The organism is Paenibacillus graminis, assembly GCF_000758705.1.
Lineage (GTDB): Bacteria > Bacillota > Bacilli > Paenibacillales > Paenibacillaceae > Paenibacillus_AQ > Paenibacillus_AQ graminis.
Window position 1 is genome coordinate 5193312 of record NZ_CP009287.1, and the last position, 18156, is coordinate 5211467.

The window sequence follows — 18156 nt, forward strand, 5'->3', positions numbered from 1 at the left end:
AATGCGGCATGAACAAAAAGATGCGGGCGTGAACAGTTCGCTACTTAATGTAATAACACCTATGGGGTTGGAGTTTTCGCGTAATAGCTTGATCATTGGAGAGCAAGCTGCGAAGCTGTACGGTGTCATTCAATACCCACCAAAGGCTAATGTAGGTTGGCTATCCGCTCTCACTAATTTACCTTCCACCATGGTTTCCATTGGATTTCAACCCATCGACAATAGTGCACTCATCTCATCTATTTCCAAATCCATTACTCAAAACCGCAGCACAGCGGATAACGCCAAAGACGCACTAACCCGGCAACGAGCGGAAAAAGCTGCAATAGATGGAGAAAGCATCATGCTTCAAATTGACCAAAACGGAGAAACCGTCGGGCTCATGAATGTACTGGTCATGCCCTTTACTAATGATGACAAGCTATTTGCACGGACCTGCCGGCGAGTTGAGAATACCTTCAGCCTAATGCGCTGTAAGATTCGTACTCTAGCCCACTTACAGAAAGAGAGTTTGCAGCAGCTATCCCCCATGTATCCAGCGCAGGAAACCATTGAAAACATCTTGAACAAAATCATGCCCATGAGCACCTTCGTTGGGGGATTTCCGTTCGCCAGTAGCGGGTTTAATGATGGCACCGGCTATTATCTGGCTAAAGACTCCAGTGGTGGCCTCATTATCATCGATCCCTGGAAACGCGGTGGCGATCGCACTAATTCTAACATTGTCGTTATGGGTGTAGCTGGAGTTGGTAAGTCCACTGCTGTAAAACACGTTGCACTAAGCGAATATATGAAAGGCACCAAGATCATCTTTATCGATCCGGAATCGGAGTACAAGGAGCTTTGTCAGCAGCTAGGCGGGGACTGGATTAATGCTGGGGGCGGCTCCCTAGGCAAAATTAATCCGCTACAGATCCGGCCAGCTCCGCGGGATGAGGATGGTGAAGAATACCCCCTCTACAAAGATGAAGGAAACGGTATGTCCGACATGGCTCTGCATCTTAAAAACTTGGAGATTTTCTTCAATTTGTACCTTCCCGATTTGAACATGATGCAGCTCGCTGTGCTCAAGCAATGCCTAATCGAACTCTATAACCAATTTAACATCACCTGGACAACCAATATTACTACGCTTCACAGCACCGATTTCCCTACCTTCAGCGATTTGTACACTCTCCTTCAATTGAAAGAGCAAGCTTTAGGCGATCAGATTTACAAAGAGTTAGTACTCCTACTCTTTGACATCGCGAATGGCGGAGACTCATTCCTCTGGAATGGTCACAGCACCATTCAAACCCGTAGCCGCTGCATTTGTTTGGATACACATTCCCTCCAAAACACCAGTGAAAATATTAAGAGAACTCAATATTTCAATCTTCTTTCCTGGTGCTGGGAGCAGATGTCGCAGGATCGAACGGAGCGAGTCCTGTTGATTTGCGACGAAACTTATTTGATGATCGACCCGAAGGTTCCGCAAAGTTTGGTATTTCTTCGCAACGTTGAAAAGCGCGCTCGTAAATATGAAGCTGCATTAGCCATCGTTTCGCACAGCGTTGTTGATTTTCTTGCTCCAGAAATCAAGATGTACGGACAAGCTCTATTGGACATTCCTTGTATTAAAATATTGATGGGGACTGATGGCAAGAATCTTCAGGACACTAAAGAACTGTACAATCTGACGGATGCAGAAGAAGAATTATTGGCGAGCAAGAAGCGCGAACATGCTCTGCTTATGATTGGCTCCAAGCGTATCCATGCCCATTTTGAGATTCCCGATTATAAGTTTTCTTATATGGGATCCGCTGGAGGACGTTAACGATGAGTAAGAACAAACAGATTATTGAACTATTCTTTTACATCGGTCTGGTAATCGTTGGAGTCATTCTCTTACTGCTGAAATGAGGGGTAACGTATGATCTTATATCTAACCAGTGAAGCTCGTGTGAATTTACTAGACTTTTTGGAGCAGGAGTTTCCCATTAAGAAGCTAACCGGAAGTTTTAGTCTGCTGTCCTTCGTCGTAAAAGACATGAGGAATTTCTCTCATGCGCGCTTCGTCGTATTGGATCGGATAGCAATTAATGAATCTGACGAGGAATTGATTCAAGCGCTTCTTTCGTATCAGACGATTTATGGAATGCGTGTGATCATCATTGCTGAAGGGTTGTCTATTGGCAGCCCTCTGGTTCAGCAATTGCTTCAAATCGGTATTTCTGAAATTGTGACGTCCACTGAGATTAAAAAACTCCAAATCGAATTGAAAGAGTGCCTTTCAGATGATGGCATGCGGCGGTTCAAATCCGCAGCACCACCTCAAGTTAATCCAGAAGAGCAGCCCACTTCACTTATTCCTGAGCAAATAAAGTATAAATTTAAATGTAATAATTTAAGGGTTGCCATTGCTGGCTCCGATCGACGTGTCGGAACTACGATAACTGCAATGAATTTAGTTTGTTGGATCAACACTCATGGGGGATCTGCCTGTTATGTAGAGGCAAACGCAAACCACCATTTGGCTCATATTATTCATTTATTCGAACCTGAAAAGTTAGGTAATGCATATAACTTGGAGGGTAATGATCTCTATATAACTGAAGAGTTGAACCAGAAATACAATGTTATTGTGTTAGATTGCGGTGTGTTAAGTGAGCCTCGAATCCAAGAAAACTTTATCGCGGCAGATATTAGACTTTTGTGCGGATCAGCAATGCCTTATGATTTGGCACGTTTCTATCGAGCTATAGAACGGTGCAAGAATTTATCTGTACAGTCGCTGGGGTTATTTGTTCCCCAAGACTTGAAATCATACGTACTTGAATCAATTGATCCTTGCATTGTATTTGGAGATTCTTCTCTTAACTTATTTGATCCGTCTGCTAACGATGATTTATATCAAAAACTACTTGCGGCCTATATCTCTGCATTCTAGCGGCTTTTGCCAAAGAAACCTCTGCGTTATCATTCTACCATCATTAATAATAGTAATCAGATTCTCACTCTGTTGTTTATAAAACAAAGCCCCTTGAACCAATTGATTCAAGGAGCTTTGTTTTATAAGGATCTGATGTATTTCACTCTTTCTCAAAGATCAATTTTAAGATGCCTTCATTCGACTCATAATCAGTTGTATTTAATAGATGATACTTTTCGTTTTTCAATTCGATGACATTATCAATTTCTATTTCAGGAAAATCATTTACGGAAAATCCTAATGTGGACAATATTAACTGAGTTTCATTAGCTAGATTACTAAAAATAAATTCAAATAATGCATTCTCTTTTATATCATCTGATTCAACATTATTAGGACTATCAAGAACTAACGGGAATTTAATGGCTTTTGGATTTAACTCAGACTTAATTTTCAACAAATTAAAATACCACACAATTGTTGCTAACGCCCTATTACTACCTCTAGCCTCATAATTCTGAGTTACATTTTTTATCCTATCTTCTCCAATCTCCTCTAACCCAAATGTAGCTTTACTTGTACTCATATAACTTTCATATAATATGTTGGCATTTTTTTTCAATTGAGTATATTCTCTTAGCTTTTTATTATTTGCTTCAACATCTTTTGTATTCTTAAATAGTTTACTTTCAGTTTCTCCAAGTTCTCTAATCAAATTTTCTTGAGTCTCTAGATACCCCATGTGTTTTATAGTATTAGACACGTTAGTTTCATTTAATTTCAAATTATTTTCATAAGTATGTAGCATCTCTAATAAGCTTTTATATTCATTTTCTTTTAATTCGAGCTTTCGTTCCACTTCAATTAGAAGCTGATCTAGTTCATCTTTCATAATATAAAAATCTTCCAACCTACTACTATGCTTAATTTTAAACTCCATATCATCTAATTCTTCTAATTCACTCGAACATACAGGGCAAACATTATGTACTCTGTTAGCAAGTTTTATATGCTCTGAATTTTTTGTTTTCAACTCATTTATTTGCATTTCTATATCGACTTTACTATTTCTAAAATTTATTAAACTATTCTTTATTTTCTTTAATTTATTTACAATATTCGAGTATTCATCTTTTTTCATTTCAATTTCGATATTGAGTAATTGCAAGTCTTTAGGAGCATCTAGACCATTTAAATAAATTTTAACCTTAATTAGCATATTCTCAATAATTACTTTTTCATTATTCATTTTTTTGAATTCTTTCTTCAAATCCTCCAATGATTTCAACAATTCGAAATATTCATCATTGAAGATTCCAAAGTGGTTATAGATGACGTTTTCTTTATAGTCGGTATATTGCCCTAAATTTTTAAACGAGGAAAAAGTCGTACCATTCATATGATCTTGATCTACATAATTTAACAAATAATTATATACTGGAGGAGTTAGTTCAAGACTTTCATTTCTATTGGGCAATTTCACTCCAAATTCAAAAATTTCACTTAAATATAATGAAAGTTCTGTTCGATTTATTGTCGTAAAAAGCTTTTCAAAATGATTAGAATAAATTTTGAAATAATTAGCATTTCTATAAATATAATATTCATTTTTATCTACACTAATGTTTATTAGATAAGTTTTATCTTCAGCTTTCCACATACTATCAAACCTGCTGTCTGCTCCAAGTGTATGATATATACTTTTCATCAAGATGGATTTACCCACATCATTCCCGTTCATTTTATCGGAAGTAATGACATTAATTCCTTTACTAAAATCTACTCTTTTAGCAAGCTTATTCTTATATTCAAATATAAATAAGCTATTAATTTCCAATCTTTTCATACATGCCCTCCTCGTATCTTTTCAGAACAACTACGATAAGCATTTTCATATCGCTTAAACTCATTTCTATCGGGACTTCATCAAAATTCATTGATTTCGAAACAAATTCCACAATTTCAAAGTCATCATTTGGAAGATTTTGAAGATTTCCATGTATAAACTGTACAATTTCTTGCTCGAATTTTTGCATGATTTTATTCCCAGGGAGTTGAATTAATACTTGATTTAAAGATTTGTTCATTTCGACTCTCATCTTAAAATTATCAGTAAATTTATTTGATATATAATCCTTTGCCTTACTTATTGCAGTGTCAGTATTGTCGTAATATTTCCTAAAAAGCAATGTTAGCTCGTCTTTAGAAATCCCTTTTCTCTTTAACAATTCCTTATAGTCATCTATTCTTAATTCGTATGACGCTTTTGACGAAATCTCTGCATATAATAGTCTATAAAGAGAATTTATTTTTTTTGCTTCTGAATAAAAAACTTCTTCAAAAAATAAAGACAATTCTCCAATCAATGTTCTTTCTGGATTTATTAAATCCATACTTGTTCGAATAAAATATGAATTTTTTAAATTTATCGTTTCTGACCTAGCCAACTCATTTGTAATAGCTTTCTTGATCTCAGTACATGCCTTATTAGAGATACTTAAAAAATCTAAGCTTTCGGTATCTGTATGTACTTTCTCACCATCTGAAAATGGAGCGTTAGACACAAGTGCAATAATAACATCATCTTGCTCCTGCTCATCCACACCATATTTCAGCAAATATAACTTTCCTAATACTGAGTCGCCGGATTTGTTTGGCTTTATAAGCTTATTAATTTTATATGCCCCGTTATCCTTTTGAGTTTTTAATTGATAAAACTCAAATTTACCATTTGCCATATGGAATTCAACATCACACTTATAATCAAAGACGATAGTAAAATCATTATCTGTTTTATATACTTCAAAAACTTTTTTCAAGCCCCATAACATTTCATTTCGAAATCTATTTTTCGACATTGAACCTGAAAGTTCATATGGTAAATTCATGTAATTCGCCAAAGACAATCCATTCCCTCCAATTCTAACGATGAATTAACAGGATATTAGGCTTCAATTAGTTTGCTCCTTATTTTAACATGTAAATATCTTCAAACTCTATACTATTTGAAGTTCAAATAATATTATTTCAATATTAGTTCCACCTTAAATTTGATTAAAAATAACACCTACAAGTTACCCTATAGCTAAGGGCTTTGTAGGTGTTCTCATTTTATTTTTCTTTAAAAAATCTTCTGACTTTCGGATTTAATTTTCTTAAACGAAATAATTATTTTTCACTTTCAGAAAAATAGTTTACCATTTTGATTAATACTTCTTCATCAATCTTTGATTTAAATTTATTAATTACCTCTTTCGTGAAAAATTCACCAACTGATTCTTGCTTTTTCTTTTTTAATTCAATTTCCGTGTATAAGTCAATTAAAATCGGAATTGCTTTATTGGCTGTCATTCTAGATGGTAGCAATCTTGTTATATCCATGAGCTGTTTAGTTGATAAAAAATATTCATGGTTAGAACTAACATTACTTTTCGATTGCTTCTCAACTTTTTTAATATCATTAAATTTAAAATCAAACTGCTCCTGATCAACTACTTCTCCAGTTTTTTCTATTTTTTTATCACTTACAATATTCTTTTGTTTTGGGACCTTAGCAGAATTCTTTGTGATACTCTTAATATAGATGCATTGTCCTTCGTCAGAAATTAATTTATAAGTAGATACATTAATGCTATCAGTAAATGTTTTATTTGATTTTTTTTCTTTTAATTCGACTTTTTCGAATGGACCGAATTTAAAAGTTTCTCCTATTGATACTTGTAATAGTTCTTTTTTTATTCTTTCATTTTCTCTTGAACTCCAAAAGTTAACCGTAGATTCTTCATTAACCACAGCACCTTGCCCATTTATCAACTTTTGTATGTAGGCAAAGTCCTGCAAACCGCCCCATTCATTAATAATCCAATCTGATCCATGAATCGCACCGAGTAATCCACCGACCATAGAAGCATTAGTATCAGTATCCGCATTTCTCATAAATGCGGTTTCTATTAAACCATTTAATGGATTAGTTGCATATTTTGAAGCCATATACAATGATACTAAAGTAGCAACTGTACCTGCACCACGAATGCGCTTATCAAAGCAATTTAACATAAGGAGCGTTTCCTGAGTATTGTCCATCATCCCCGACTTTAAGGCCTTATGAATTATTCTTAAACCATCTATCAATTCATTAGTTGTTTGTGCCCAAACATCAAGATATTTGTATTTAGTCGCAAATTGCGCTGCTTCAAACCATTCGTCCATTTTATTTAATTTAGGAAATTCACTCCATGCTTTCACATTATCAATAAGGTATGATATAACTTCACCATATTTTAGTGAATCGCTTTTATGACTCAAATAATGGACAGCATACGCATAAAGAATTGCACTTAATAATGCACGTGGATGACCATGCGTAGAAATCCCATTTTTAATAACGTCTTGAGAAATGCGAATTAAGTTATCGTGAGAAAGAAAAGCGTGAGGGAGTATTCTCATGGTAACGCCGTTACCACCAGCATTAAAATAGCTAATAACTTCTTCATCCTTCAGCTTATCTAATTTCCAGGGGACAATACCATTACTTAGCTTTTCAGCAGCTCGTTTTGTTGCGCCGCCACCTCCACGTTCATAAAGCAACCAGGCTGGTAATTCTACTTTAGTAAAGTGTCTAGACCAGTTGTCTCCATAGCGTAAGCTTCTCGCAGTTGCAATAAGCAACTGACCATCGTCGCTGTAAGAACCAGCTTGAATACTTTCTTCGTAAGGTTGGTATCTCCCTCCGCTTTTTCTTTTCCATTCCTTCAAGATGTGCGATGGTTGAAGATTCCCTCCACCTATTCGATTACTACGATCTTCTTGTGGCCATCCTAAAGAATCTCCCACAACCGCTCCAATAAACGAGCCATAATATTTATCATAAATAACAGAATCTAAATTACTCATGGTATCCCTCACTTTCATAAAGGCTTTTCCGATACTCTTATCCCTTGCCTTGCCATATTACTCCATTGATTAGAAAATAAATCCGGTGCTACAACGATGGGAATATCCCACCCCTGACGTTCAACATTAATACGAGCTCTTTCTTCCAATGCTTGTTTTTCATTAGGTACGACAACCCCAATGATATCACTTCGCCGCACATTTTTGTATATTAGAACCTCAGCTTGCCCATCGGTAGGGCAACACGAGAGCATCCTAGAATTTCTCGGATATTTATAATATGGACTGTTTCGTGCAAATAGCTTTGAAAATCCGGCTTCATCTTTCTCTATAAGAGCTCCACTTTGAGTGGCAGCATTAACCTGACAAAAGTGTGTGGTTTCATCCAAAATGAGATTGGGATTAATAAGTAGTATAACCCATTCTCTAAAAAACTTATCTTTATCTCGTTCAATAAGTTTTTTCAAGAACCAAGAATTTGGATATTCGATTGAACAACAAACGAAATCTTCTCTGCCATCAAATCGAAATTCATCATTCTTGTTAAGCAGTTCTTCCTCATTATCAAAAAATTTATTTGCTCTAATGCCAATTTCATTGGACATTATATGAAGGAATGACTTTGATTTGGTAAAATGACATAACCTTGTGATTCCTTTTTCTTGAATTAATTTTTGAAAAGAAGTTGTCATATTGTAAACTCCTGATATAAGTCATTTTCATTTGTTGGTAACAATTCCGTAAGTTCTCCTGTGTATGAAATGATGAGACCTCTTCGCGCCCTTGTTACTGCTACATATATTAACTTTACTTCTTCCGACATTGCCTCTTCTTCATCTTCCAAAGCAATGATTCGTTCAGAATCTGGAAGCTTCTCTTTTGTAAAATACGGCAAAATAACAGTATCAAATTCTAGACCTTTTGCTGAGTGATATGTCCCAACAGAGATACCAGAGGTTAAACTAAAACCATTCATATCTCCATGAAGAACTTGATAATTCGCTCTAGCGATTCTCAAAAAGGCAACAATATTATCAACATCTTTTCGACTCCGAACTAATATACCAACAGTCTGCGTGGCAAACTCCTTTTTCGCTCTTTCAATGTGATACAAGATCTCTTTCTTCTCATCAGTAAACTTAATTACTGCCGGAAGAACACCTTCAGCTTTAGGTGATGATGGCTCAACCATATCAGCAACGCCCTGAAAATATTTCGACTTAGAAATCGCCAGCCCAAGAGCTGCAATTTCTTTAGTATTACGGTAATTTTGTTCAAAATACCAAATATCTTTTATTTTAAAACCTGCATTTCGCCAGGAGATCCTTCCACCATAAATCTGCTGTGCTACATCCCCAAAAAAGATAATGCTCCCGTCCGAAGGTATCGCTTTCGTTAAAGAACGCAACATTGTTGGAGAGAAATCTTGACCTTCATCTATAACTATATGTTTATAGTAACGATTTGAGGTATCTTGCTCTAGCTCATCTTCAACATATGAAGCTAAATCTTCAAGGTCATATTTATATCCTTTCTTAGATCTTAATTCCATATAGTGTTCAAGAACTGCCCAAAAGTATTTTCTGTTATTTCGTAGTATTCTAGTTCCACTTCTACCAACTCTTTCAACTTCTTCATATTCATTCAGAGTTCTAATCCCCATCTTTTGTATCCAATTAATTTCCTCAATAAAGACATTAACGTCACGTTGAAATGTTGTGATTGAAGGGTCACTACTTTTTAATTCAGAAAGAGCTTTTTTAATTAGGTCTGTTTTAGTAAACCTATGCCTATCATAAGCAGGTGCTATTACATTGAACCCCATAAGATTTCTACTATTTAAGTAACCAATTGCAAACTTGTGGTAGTTTCTAACATCTACTTTCTTTAATTCATTATCAGAAATAGATTTAAAATAAGCGACAAGCGCCTTATTAAAAGTAACTAATAAAACCCTTTCATTTTTACTACATAGCTCTGCTAAGAAAGCAGCTCTCTTTATTGCCATTAATGTTTTACCGCCGCCTGCAGTTCCTAAAACCACAGTATGACCGCCCACGGGAAGAGCAAGAACTTCTCTTTGTTTACCATCTGCTGGAGGAAGCGCCATGATTTACACCCCTTACGTTTTAATATTCTATTATATCTGAATTGAAAACCACAATTCGTATGTTAATCAAAGGTGTCAATAGCATGGCTCCAATTGGTAAAACTTTCTTTATTAAGATAGCATTTTTTTATAAATACGTCAATATCAGCAACAATAAATTTAGATGTTTCTGTCAGCAACATTTTTCTATCTTACGACATGTTTGCTACGTTGACATTCCTCTAAAGGTGGTTAATATTAATTAAAAGGATATTTCTTTCAATATCCTCAGTTTTTTAGGGGGAATATCTTTGGAAAACAATGTGTATACAGAAACTGGAAAGCGTATACGTGAAGCTCGGGAACGCAAAAGTTTGACTCAGCAAGAATTAGGTGATCTTGTTGGACTCAAGAGAACATCCATAACCAACATAGAAAGTGGTCGTCAAAAATTCATGTTTCATATGATATATGAATTCTCAACAGCATTGGGGGTACCTCTCCAAGAATTAATTCCAGAAAAATCTGATCTTATTTCAAACGAATCACTTTTGCCTAAATTTAAAAATTTAGATAAAGATGCTGCTGACTTTTTAGATTCTATTCTGACTAAATCGAAACAAAAATTAGAACTTGGTGATGATAGTTATGAGAAATGAAGAAATTGAAGCTTTAGCAAATAACTTAATAAAAAAACTCAACATAAACAAATTACCTATTCCAGTAGAAGTAATACCGAAACACTTAAATATTGAATTACAATACGAATCTTTTGATGGACAAATTGATGGCTTACTTTACCGCGATGAGGATAGTGAGCAATACGTCATTGGAGTTAATTCTAAACATCTTCCAAATCGTAGGCGTTTTACAATAGCTCATGAAATTGGACATTTCTTATTGCATCATGGTGAGTCGATTTATGTTGATGGAGGTAGTTTTCAAGTTAATTTTCGTGATTCAGAATCATCAAAAGGAGCTAATATTGAGGAAATTGAAGCTAATTTATTTGCTGCCGCCTTACTCATGCCTGAAGAATTAGTTAAAGAAACAGTTATGAAACGTTTAAAAAATGGAATTGACTTTCTTCATGAATCAGAGGAACTTGATAAAATAGCTAATGACTTCAAGGTAAGTGTTCAAGCATTATGCATTCGTTTAGGAAGGCTAGGATATACATTTTAATAAGAGAAGGACTGAACTCTTTGGATCAACCCTCTATTTAAAGACTTGCTCTGTTACTATTTTGTAAGTACTATTCTTTCAGATGCGCAACCTGTTTTGAATAATTGTAAAGCATCGTAGTTCGACAAAATAAGATTCAGAACTAGTTTTAAAAAGGCCCACTGAAAATTTCACCCTAGATAATCTGTTTATACTATGAAATACGCATATTTCAGTAGTTTCCTAGACAAATGCAACTAGTATATCTCACTATTGATTATCTCGAAACAGCGCATAATTTAATCTTATGTGCTGTTTTTTTGGCGTTATATGGACTATTTTCACATACTCTCTAAATACCAAATTGCCAGCAATCATTTGGATTTCTCTGGCACCAATTCACTAAAGGACAAGAACTTATATCCTTTGCCGTAATATTTGCGTTAACACGACCAAATACAATAAGCACTGGCCGCTTCCGATTCTGTACGGTGCCAACTCGGCCAAGATCAAAACCTGCATATGCCGATAAATCGCTGAGATGTATTGTCCGTGTGATTCCGCTACACCTTGGTCATTCCGCCTGCCATTCTTAGTTTACCTTATACCCTCCTGTATAGGGTGCTATTGCAACTATTTGCCCGATTCCTTGATACATATGGAGGTTATTGAAACTAATTTCATTTAGACAATATCCGGTACCTTTTCCGGGAAAGGAGACAAATAAACACTCCCAGAAGCCAAAAACCGTCAAGGGTTTCCCTGACGGTTTTTCCAGTATCCGGGCGCTGCTCCAGATCCTCTAACTGTTCTTAAAGTCTGCTTCCACCGGTAGCATCAATGAACTACCCCGTGATCCATCGCGCTTCCTCAGAGGATAGAAATACAACGATATCTGCAACGTCCTCAGTGGCACCAATTCTTCCAAAAGCAGACATTGAAGCTGCTTCAGCGTAAACTGCCGGGTCAGCGAGCCAATCCTTGTTCATATCCGTAGCCGTAACTCCCGGCCTTACTGCATTAACTGTAATACCTTTTGCTGCAAAAAGGGGAGCCAAGGCCAAGGTAAGTGTCTCAATAGCTCCTTTGGAAGCCGCATAAATAGAACGCGTTGGACCAGCCACTCGAGTAAAGCCCGTTGAAAGGTTAATGATCCGCCCATCATTCCGTATAAACGGGCTGGCTGCTTGAATAAGAAAGTAAGGAGCTTTAAGGTTAACATTAATGACATCTTCAAACGTTTCTACCGACGTTTCTTCGAAAGGAATGTCCGGTGCAATCCCTGCGTTATTGATCAGGATGTCCAATTGCACAGAACCCATCTCTGAACGGACAGCCTCTTCAAAAGCGGACCAAAGCATGTTAACACCGGCAATACCCGTGTTTAATTCTGCTTCCAGAGCTACCGACTTTGTGCCCAGCGCCTTAAGTTCTTCAACAACCTTCAAAGCCGCATCTCTATTCGTTGCGTAATGAACGCCTATAAATTCCGCTCCGCCTGCAGCTAATTTTTTAGCTATTTCAGCCCCCATCCCGCGGCTTGCTCCTGTAATCAAAGCAACCTTACCACTGAATCTTCCTTCATTCGTCGACATATGATCTGCTCCTTTTATCCGTAAAATATCGTAACGACCGTTATGATAAATGATATTATCTGATTCGGTGCAGATTGTCAATAACATAACAATCATTATTTTATATGGTGTTTACCTGCCCGATGGATTGGCAGCATTCTGTAACGTGTGTTATGATAAAGAATATAAAATGAACTTGTAGCTGTATGAAATTTGACCTTCACGAAAAAGGCTAGGTGATTAAAAAATGGGACGTAACCGCGAATTCGATATAGATCAGGCACTGGACGCAGCACTTTGCGTGTTTTGGAAAAAAGGGTACGAAGGTACGTCGTACACGGACCTGACGCAGGCTACGGGTGTCGAACGCCCGGCGCTCTATTCCGCGTTTGGCAACAAGGAGTCGTTGTTCCTCCGGGTTCTTGAACGCTATTACGAGCACTACCACGATTTCTTTCCGGTGGCGCTGGAGCTGCCGACCTCGCGGGAGGTGGTAACACGTATCTTTCGCGGGGCGGCCGAATTGCAAACGCGTTTCCCGGATCACAAGGGGTGTCTATATGTCCACGGTGACTTGGCTGGCTCGGATGAATCCGAACCGATTCGACGAGCACTGGTCGATGCACGTGCGGACGGGGAGACTTCCCTGCGTGATCGTTTCGAACGGGCGAAGCAGGAGGGAGATCTGCCGGAGAATGCGAACTGTACTGCGTTAGCTGCATTCGTGATGGCTGTGCTCCACGGTATGGCTGTTCAAGCCAAGGCCGGTTTCAGCCGCAACATGCTGGAAGCTGTTGCCGAACAAGCGCTCTCCACCTGGCCTGCCGGCAGTTCTGCACTGTCTGGAAAGTCTTCCTAAGCAAATTCAAAAAGGCTCCCGATAAATGGCAATGTCATTAAGTTAAGGTGCAGGAGCAAATATCCATGTAAAAGAGCAGGTTATCGAAAAGATAGCCTGCTCTTTTTTGCGTAAAAAGAGCAAAAGAACTTGACAAGCAGTTGGAAATGTGTGGCGAAGCCCTTTGAAAAAACGAGGAGGCGCTCACCCATGAATACTTACGCGAGTTCACTAAAACAAAAGCTGACATCCCTCATACGAGAAATGTCAGCAACACCAGCACCTTATGTCAAAAACCCTGATAAAGATTTTACTCGAAAGATAAAGTTGCCCTTTGAAACGGTTATGCTGCTCCTTTTCTCTATGGGCGGTAACAGCCTATACAAGGAACTTTTGGAATCGCAAGGCTATGACGCCAACACAGCAACCACTTCTGCTTTTGTGCAACAGAGAAATAAGATTCTGCCATCTGCTGTGGAGTTCTTGTTTCACAAATTTACGCAATCGCACACGGATCTCAAGCGCTACCGAGGGTATCGCTTACTTGCCATTGACGGTTCGGATTTGCATTTTGCCACTGACCCTACGGATTCAGACACCTATTTTCAAAGTCAATCTGTAGCAAGAGGCTATAATTTGCTGCATTTAAATGCAGCCCATGATCTTTGCAACAGACTTTACGTGGACGCGATTGTTCAGTCACGAAGATTAAATAACGAGCGAAAGGCACTGGCGGCTATGGTTGACCGTTCCTGCATCAAGGGAAAAACCATTGTAATTGCCGATCGAGGTTATGAAAGTTACAACAATTTTGCGCATATTGAACGCAAGGGATGGAACTATGTCATACGGGTAAAGGATTTAGCTTCCAGTGGTATTCTTTCGGGCTTACGCTTGCCCTTGGGCGGAGAGTTTGATCGGGATATTCATCTAACCCTCACTAAAAAACAAACCACAGAGGTTAAAGTACATCCCGAGATTTACAAGTTTGTTCCTTCGACGTCTACCTTTGATTTTTTGGATTTGCAGGAACGCCTATTTTACCCGATGTCCTTTCGGGTTGTTCGTTTCGTCCTGCCAAATGGCACATATGAAACCGTCATTACGAATCTATCTGACGCCGATTTCCCACCCGATGAACTTAGGTCCATCTATAACCTGCGATGGGGAATTGAAACCTCGTTCAGAGCATTAAAATACACCGTCGGTCTGACGAATTTTCACGCAAAGAGACGAGAGTCCGTCATCCAAGAGATTTTCGCAAGAATGATCATGTACAATTTTGCAGAAATGATGACCTCGCACGTCGTCATTTCCCAAAAAGCTAACCAGCACCACTACCAAGTCAACTTCACGGTTGCCGTTCACGTTTGTAGACATTTCCTGCGCTCAAGAGACGTTGGACCCCCGCCCGATGTTGAAGCACTGATTCAAAGAAACGTTTTGCCGATTCGACCCATTCGACCAGGACAGCAGAATACGCGCAAAATCCGTTACAAATCATCTGTTAGCTTCGTCTACAGAGTAGCATAAATTCGGTTTGTATGAACATTTTTTAAGTGGATAGTCTATCCGCTTGTTTGCTGTACGCTTTTTTTCCTTACATGCACTAAAAATAAACGACACGGGACTTTGTCCCATGCCGCTTAGATTTAATTCTTATTCCCGTTTTGTCTTTAAGCTAACTTAATGACATTGCCGATAAATGGGAGCCTTTTTGTTTGCAGCTACTTTAATTTATAAATTGCATAATACCTTCTGGATAGGTGTCTTCTGCCGCTTCTCTTTGCTCATATAGATGATACCAGGCTTCCGCCACTTGATCTGGATCAAACCCTGTACCTCTCTTAATCAGAGGACTAATGGATAAATGTCCAACAAATACCCCATGAGGATGCAGACTTTGGTGTAAATTAAGGATATAGTTTCGCAATCCCGACATAACGATACCCGAATTCCCAAACATGGGAGTGGGACTCATAGCGGAGAAATCACTTGTAAACAGAAGTGCCCCTTCGCCTCGTTCAATCATATCTGGAATGATTAGTCTTGCAGTATTGATGGCTCCGATCACCACATTATTAAAAATAGGAAGGACGGTTTCCTCTGTCGTATCAAGAACAGGTGTCACAGAAACACTTCCGCTATGTGGGCTAAACTCGACAACGTCAATTGTACCGTAGATGTTCTTAATTTGTTGATAAGCCCTTGCAAGCTCCATTTTGTTTGTAATATCAGCAGCAAACCCTCTAGCTTCAATACCCAGCTCACTTAACTCTAAAGCATATTGATCCAGCTTCTCTTGTGTTCTTGAAACCATAGCAATACGGAATCCATGCCTGCCAAAAGTTTTGGCCAATGAGAAACCAAGACCAGGCCCAGCGCCAATTATAGCAATTGTCTTCAATAATCTATCCCCTATTAGCAAACTCACTTCAAGATGATCCGTTTCGCCCTGGCGAGATTGGCGGACAGCTCAGCACGGGTTTGGTGCGCATGCGCTATCCAAGCGGGCTGGCCGGGTCCGCTGCGCCATGACTCGCTCAGCGGACTGTTGTCGACCGTATCGAAACCAAACTGGTCGTACAGCCGCGTTACGAGTTCGATGGCTTCAGGAAAGTTGCTTGAGACCGACAACGCGTGGCGGTTAGGGTCGCCAGCGGGTCTACTCGAAATGAAGAGGCGGGGGGCCTGGATGTGGGTAAAGGCCTTCGCCACCTTCGAGGCCGGAAGCTGCTTCTGACGAAGCTCATGAACGGTCATCTCACCCGAGTCGATCATGGGAAAATGGCCATCACGCCAAGGCATGTAGTTGTTCGTGTCAAGCACGATCTTGCCCGCGAGCTGCTCCGCAGGCATGTCGTTGACCAGCTTGAGGGGGACGGCTACGACGACAAAGTCGCCAGCCTCGGCAGCGCCGGCCGCTGTTGCAGCACGTGCTGACGGGCCAAGCTCATCAATGAGGCCCTTCAACGTCTCGGGTCCCCGCGAATTGGCAATGACGACCTCATACCCGTTCGCGATCGCCGCACGCGCGATCTGGCTGCCGACTTCGCCCGCGCCAATGATGCCGATCACGGTCATAAACTCGCACCTTTGGCGCTTATCAATTCCTCGCTTTTTGCCCAAAGCTGCTCGGCTTTGTTAACGTCAAGCGCATACGATCTTACGCCATCGGCAAACGGGTTTGGGGTGTCATCAATCGGTGCGACTGCACAATCCTCAAGGTAACGTCCGCTGATTTCGTCTTTGTCAGCCACGACTGCAGCCCAAACCGACGTAGCAGCTGCCTGTGGAATTTCTTTGAGCTCCGCTGCCGGAAGGCCAGCTTCAGCGCGGGCTTTGGCAACGTTCGCGAACAGACCCTCCATGTCTTCCTGCGAGAAATGGCGCGGGAGATCGGTAGGACTATTCCCGGGCATCACCGAGGCCGCCCGGATACCACGGTTACGATGCCGTTTATCAAATTCCACTGCAAAGAGAGAAGTAGCCGTTTTCGATCGGCCATAGGCAACAAACGGGTCGTATTCCTGATGCTCAAAATTCGGGTCATCCAGGTCAATATCAGCGGCACGATGAGCTTGGGAAGACAGCACAATCAATCGTCCGTTATCGGCGAGCAGTGACTCGATCCGATTGATCAAAGCGAAATGGCCAAGATAATTCGTCCCAAACTGGACTTCGAAGCCGTCGGCCGTCCGGCCGAACGGGGTTGCCATGACGCCAGCGTTGGCGATAATGACGTCGAACCGCTGGCCGATCGCCAACAGCTTATCCGCGCAGGAGCGAACGTTTTGCAGGGATGCGAGATCAAGTTCGATCAATTCCAGGCTGCCGCCTCCTTGAACTGCAGCGTTAAGGGCCGATGCCGTGGACGACTCCGCTTTGACAAGGTCTCTAACCGTGCCAACGACGCTGGCGCCGTGAGCAACCAGTGATCGGGTAGTTTCGAGGCCAATGCCTGATGAAACACCCGTAATGAGAAATCGTTTCCCCTTGAGATATACGCCGGAAAGCACCTGATCAGCAGTTGACTTTGCATTAAATTTACTAGTCATATATTTGCTCCTTTACTTTCATATTTGTTATATGTTTTGTTCTTCAGCGGCCTAGCATTAACGTACCGATGCCCGAGCGCTTCGCTGCACAGAATAAGGCACAGCAGTCTCACTGGTGCTTGATTAATATCATAATGATCATTACATAATTTTATACTATACAATTGCGCACTAAATGTCAATATCATAACAATCATTACGTTAATAATTGGTAATCCATTTCTAATATTTCGGCGATGCGGTAGTGATGACGTCATAGCCAGCTAAGACGGAGAGCAGAATGCCATTGCTGCACAGATTCGTAGAGCATCCCCAAAATCCGTACGCTTTTTCCGGTTGGGTTTGGAGGGACAGAGGGATATTCCAGGGCAAGATGATCTTTCTGGAACAGGCCGCAGGCTGCGGTAGCCAAAGACAAGAACAGGTACTTTGGCATGTTCATAAGCCATGCTTTAGTAAATCAGCGCTGCTAGGTTTGCACGAACAGCCGTATTTGCTGAAAGTTAATGAGGCCGCTGCAGGAAATGCAGCGGCCTCTGGCAAGCAGAAAATGGTATTTTTCTGAAAAAATAATATTATGCTGCCATTACTGGCGATTACAGCTACAACGTATGAGCTTTATCCCGGTC

The 18156-nt window shown here is 39.8% G+C and carries 16 protein-coding genes; 7 read left to right on the forward strand and 9 right to left on the reverse strand.

The window, feature by feature from the left end:
- Position 1: 1 nt before the first annotated feature.
- Both PGRAT_RS22365 and PGRAT_RS34445 read left to right on the forward strand, forming a co-directional pair.
- The gene (locus tag PGRAT_RS22365; protein ID WP_025705863.1) at positions 2-1816 is read left to right on the forward strand and encodes a VirB4 family type IV secretion system protein; all 1815 of its coding nucleotides are present in this window, start codon (positions 2-4) and stop codon (positions 1814-1816) included.
- A gap of 96 nt (positions 1817-1912) precedes the next feature.
- Positions 1913-2929: a PIN domain-containing protein gene (locus PGRAT_RS34445; RefSeq protein WP_025705864.1), complete on the forward strand. Its 1017-nt coding sequence runs from the start codon at positions 1913-1915 to the stop codon at positions 2927-2929.
- A gap of 142 nt (positions 2930-3071) precedes the next feature.
- Here PGRAT_RS34445 and PGRAT_RS22375 read toward each other — a convergent pair whose 3' ends face one another.
- The 5 genes from PGRAT_RS22375 to PGRAT_RS22395 form a co-directional block, all read right to left on the reverse strand.
- Positions 3072-4757, reverse strand: a complete 1686-nt coding sequence (locus PGRAT_RS22375; protein ID WP_025705865.1) for a hypothetical protein — start codon at positions 4755-4757, stop codon at positions 3072-3074.
- Entirely contained in the window at positions 4738-5817 is a 1080-nt protein-coding gene (locus PGRAT_RS22380) for a dsDNA nuclease domain-containing protein (RefSeq protein ID WP_051424732.1), read from the reverse strand. The genes PGRAT_RS22375 and PGRAT_RS22380 overlap by 20 nt, the downstream gene beginning before the upstream one ends.
- Positions 5818-6079: 262 nt before the next feature.
- Entirely contained in the window at positions 6080-7804 is a 1725-nt protein-coding gene (locus PGRAT_RS31795; protein ID WP_025705867.1) for an ADP-ribosylglycohydrolase family protein, read from the reverse strand.
- A 14-nt stretch (positions 7805-7818) separates the two neighbouring features.
- Complete coding sequence (locus PGRAT_RS22390) at positions 7819-8496, reverse strand: DarT ssDNA thymidine ADP-ribosyltransferase family protein (protein ID WP_025705868.1); 678 nt, start codon at positions 8494-8496, stop codon at positions 7819-7821.
- Entirely contained in the window at positions 8493-9914 is a 1422-nt protein-coding gene (locus PGRAT_RS22395; RefSeq protein WP_025705869.1) for a 3'-5' exonuclease, read from the reverse strand. The genes PGRAT_RS22390 and PGRAT_RS22395 overlap by 4 nt, the downstream gene beginning before the upstream one ends.
- A gap of 290 nt (positions 9915-10204) precedes the next feature.
- Between PGRAT_RS22395 and PGRAT_RS31800 the strand changes: the two genes are divergently transcribed.
- Positions 10205-10552 (forward strand): helix-turn-helix domain-containing protein, encoded by a 348-nt coding sequence (locus PGRAT_RS31800; protein WP_025705870.1) that lies wholly within the window; start codon positions 10205-10207, stop codon positions 10550-10552.
- Positions 10542-11078, forward strand: coding sequence for an ImmA/IrrE family metallo-endopeptidase (locus PGRAT_RS22405; RefSeq protein WP_025705871.1), 537 nt, complete (start codon positions 10542-10544; stop codon positions 11076-11078). Before PGRAT_RS31800 ends, PGRAT_RS22405 begins: the two co-directional genes overlap by 11 nt.
- An 824-nt stretch (positions 11079-11902) precedes the next feature.
- Here PGRAT_RS22405 and PGRAT_RS22410 read toward each other — a convergent pair.
- Positions 11903-12652: an SDR family NAD(P)-dependent oxidoreductase gene (locus PGRAT_RS22410; RefSeq protein ID WP_036705100.1), complete on the reverse strand. Its 750-nt coding sequence runs from the start codon at positions 12650-12652 to the stop codon at positions 11903-11905.
- Positions 12653-12878: 226 nt separating this feature from the next.
- Between PGRAT_RS22410 and PGRAT_RS22415 the strand changes: the two genes are divergently transcribed.
- Both PGRAT_RS22415 and PGRAT_RS22420 read left to right on the forward strand, forming a co-directional pair.
- Complete coding sequence (locus PGRAT_RS22415; protein ID WP_025705872.1) at positions 12879-13490, forward strand: TetR/AcrR family transcriptional regulator; 612 nt, start codon at positions 12879-12881, stop codon at positions 13488-13490.
- A 189-nt stretch (positions 13491-13679) separates the two neighbouring features.
- Positions 13680-15002: an IS4 family transposase gene (locus PGRAT_RS22420; RefSeq protein ID WP_025705873.1), complete on the forward strand. Its 1323-nt coding sequence runs from the start codon at positions 13680-13682 to the stop codon at positions 15000-15002.
- A gap of 199 nt (positions 15003-15201) precedes the next feature.
- On the opposite strand, the gene PGRAT_RS22425 is transcribed toward PGRAT_RS22420, so the two are convergent.
- Genes PGRAT_RS22425 through PGRAT_RS22435 form a run of 3 tightly spaced genes read right to left on the reverse strand, consistent with a single transcriptional unit; the run spans position 15202 to position 17527 of the window.
- Positions 15202-15876 carry an SDR family NAD(P)-dependent oxidoreductase gene (locus PGRAT_RS22425; RefSeq protein WP_025705874.1) on the reverse strand — a complete coding sequence of 225 codons (675 nt, stop codon included), beginning with the start codon at positions 15874-15876 and terminating at the stop codon, positions 15202-15204.
- A gap of 23 nt (positions 15877-15899) precedes the next feature.
- Positions 15900-16553, reverse strand: a complete 654-nt coding sequence (locus PGRAT_RS22430) for an NADPH-dependent F420 reductase (RefSeq protein ID WP_025705875.1) — start codon at positions 16551-16553, stop codon at positions 15900-15902.
- Positions 16550-17527 carry an SDR family NAD(P)-dependent oxidoreductase gene (locus PGRAT_RS22435; RefSeq protein ID WP_025705876.1) on the reverse strand — a complete coding sequence of 326 codons (978 nt, stop codon included), beginning with the start codon at positions 17525-17527 and terminating at the stop codon, positions 16550-16552. Before PGRAT_RS22435 ends, PGRAT_RS22430 begins: the two co-directional genes overlap by 4 nt.
- Before the next feature lie 280 nt (positions 17528-17807).
- Between PGRAT_RS22435 and PGRAT_RS22440 the strand changes: the two genes are divergently transcribed.
- Entirely contained in the window at positions 17808-18092 is a 285-nt protein-coding gene (locus PGRAT_RS22440; RefSeq protein ID WP_025705877.1) for a hypothetical protein, read from the forward strand.
- Positions 18093-18156 lie beyond the last annotated feature (64 nt).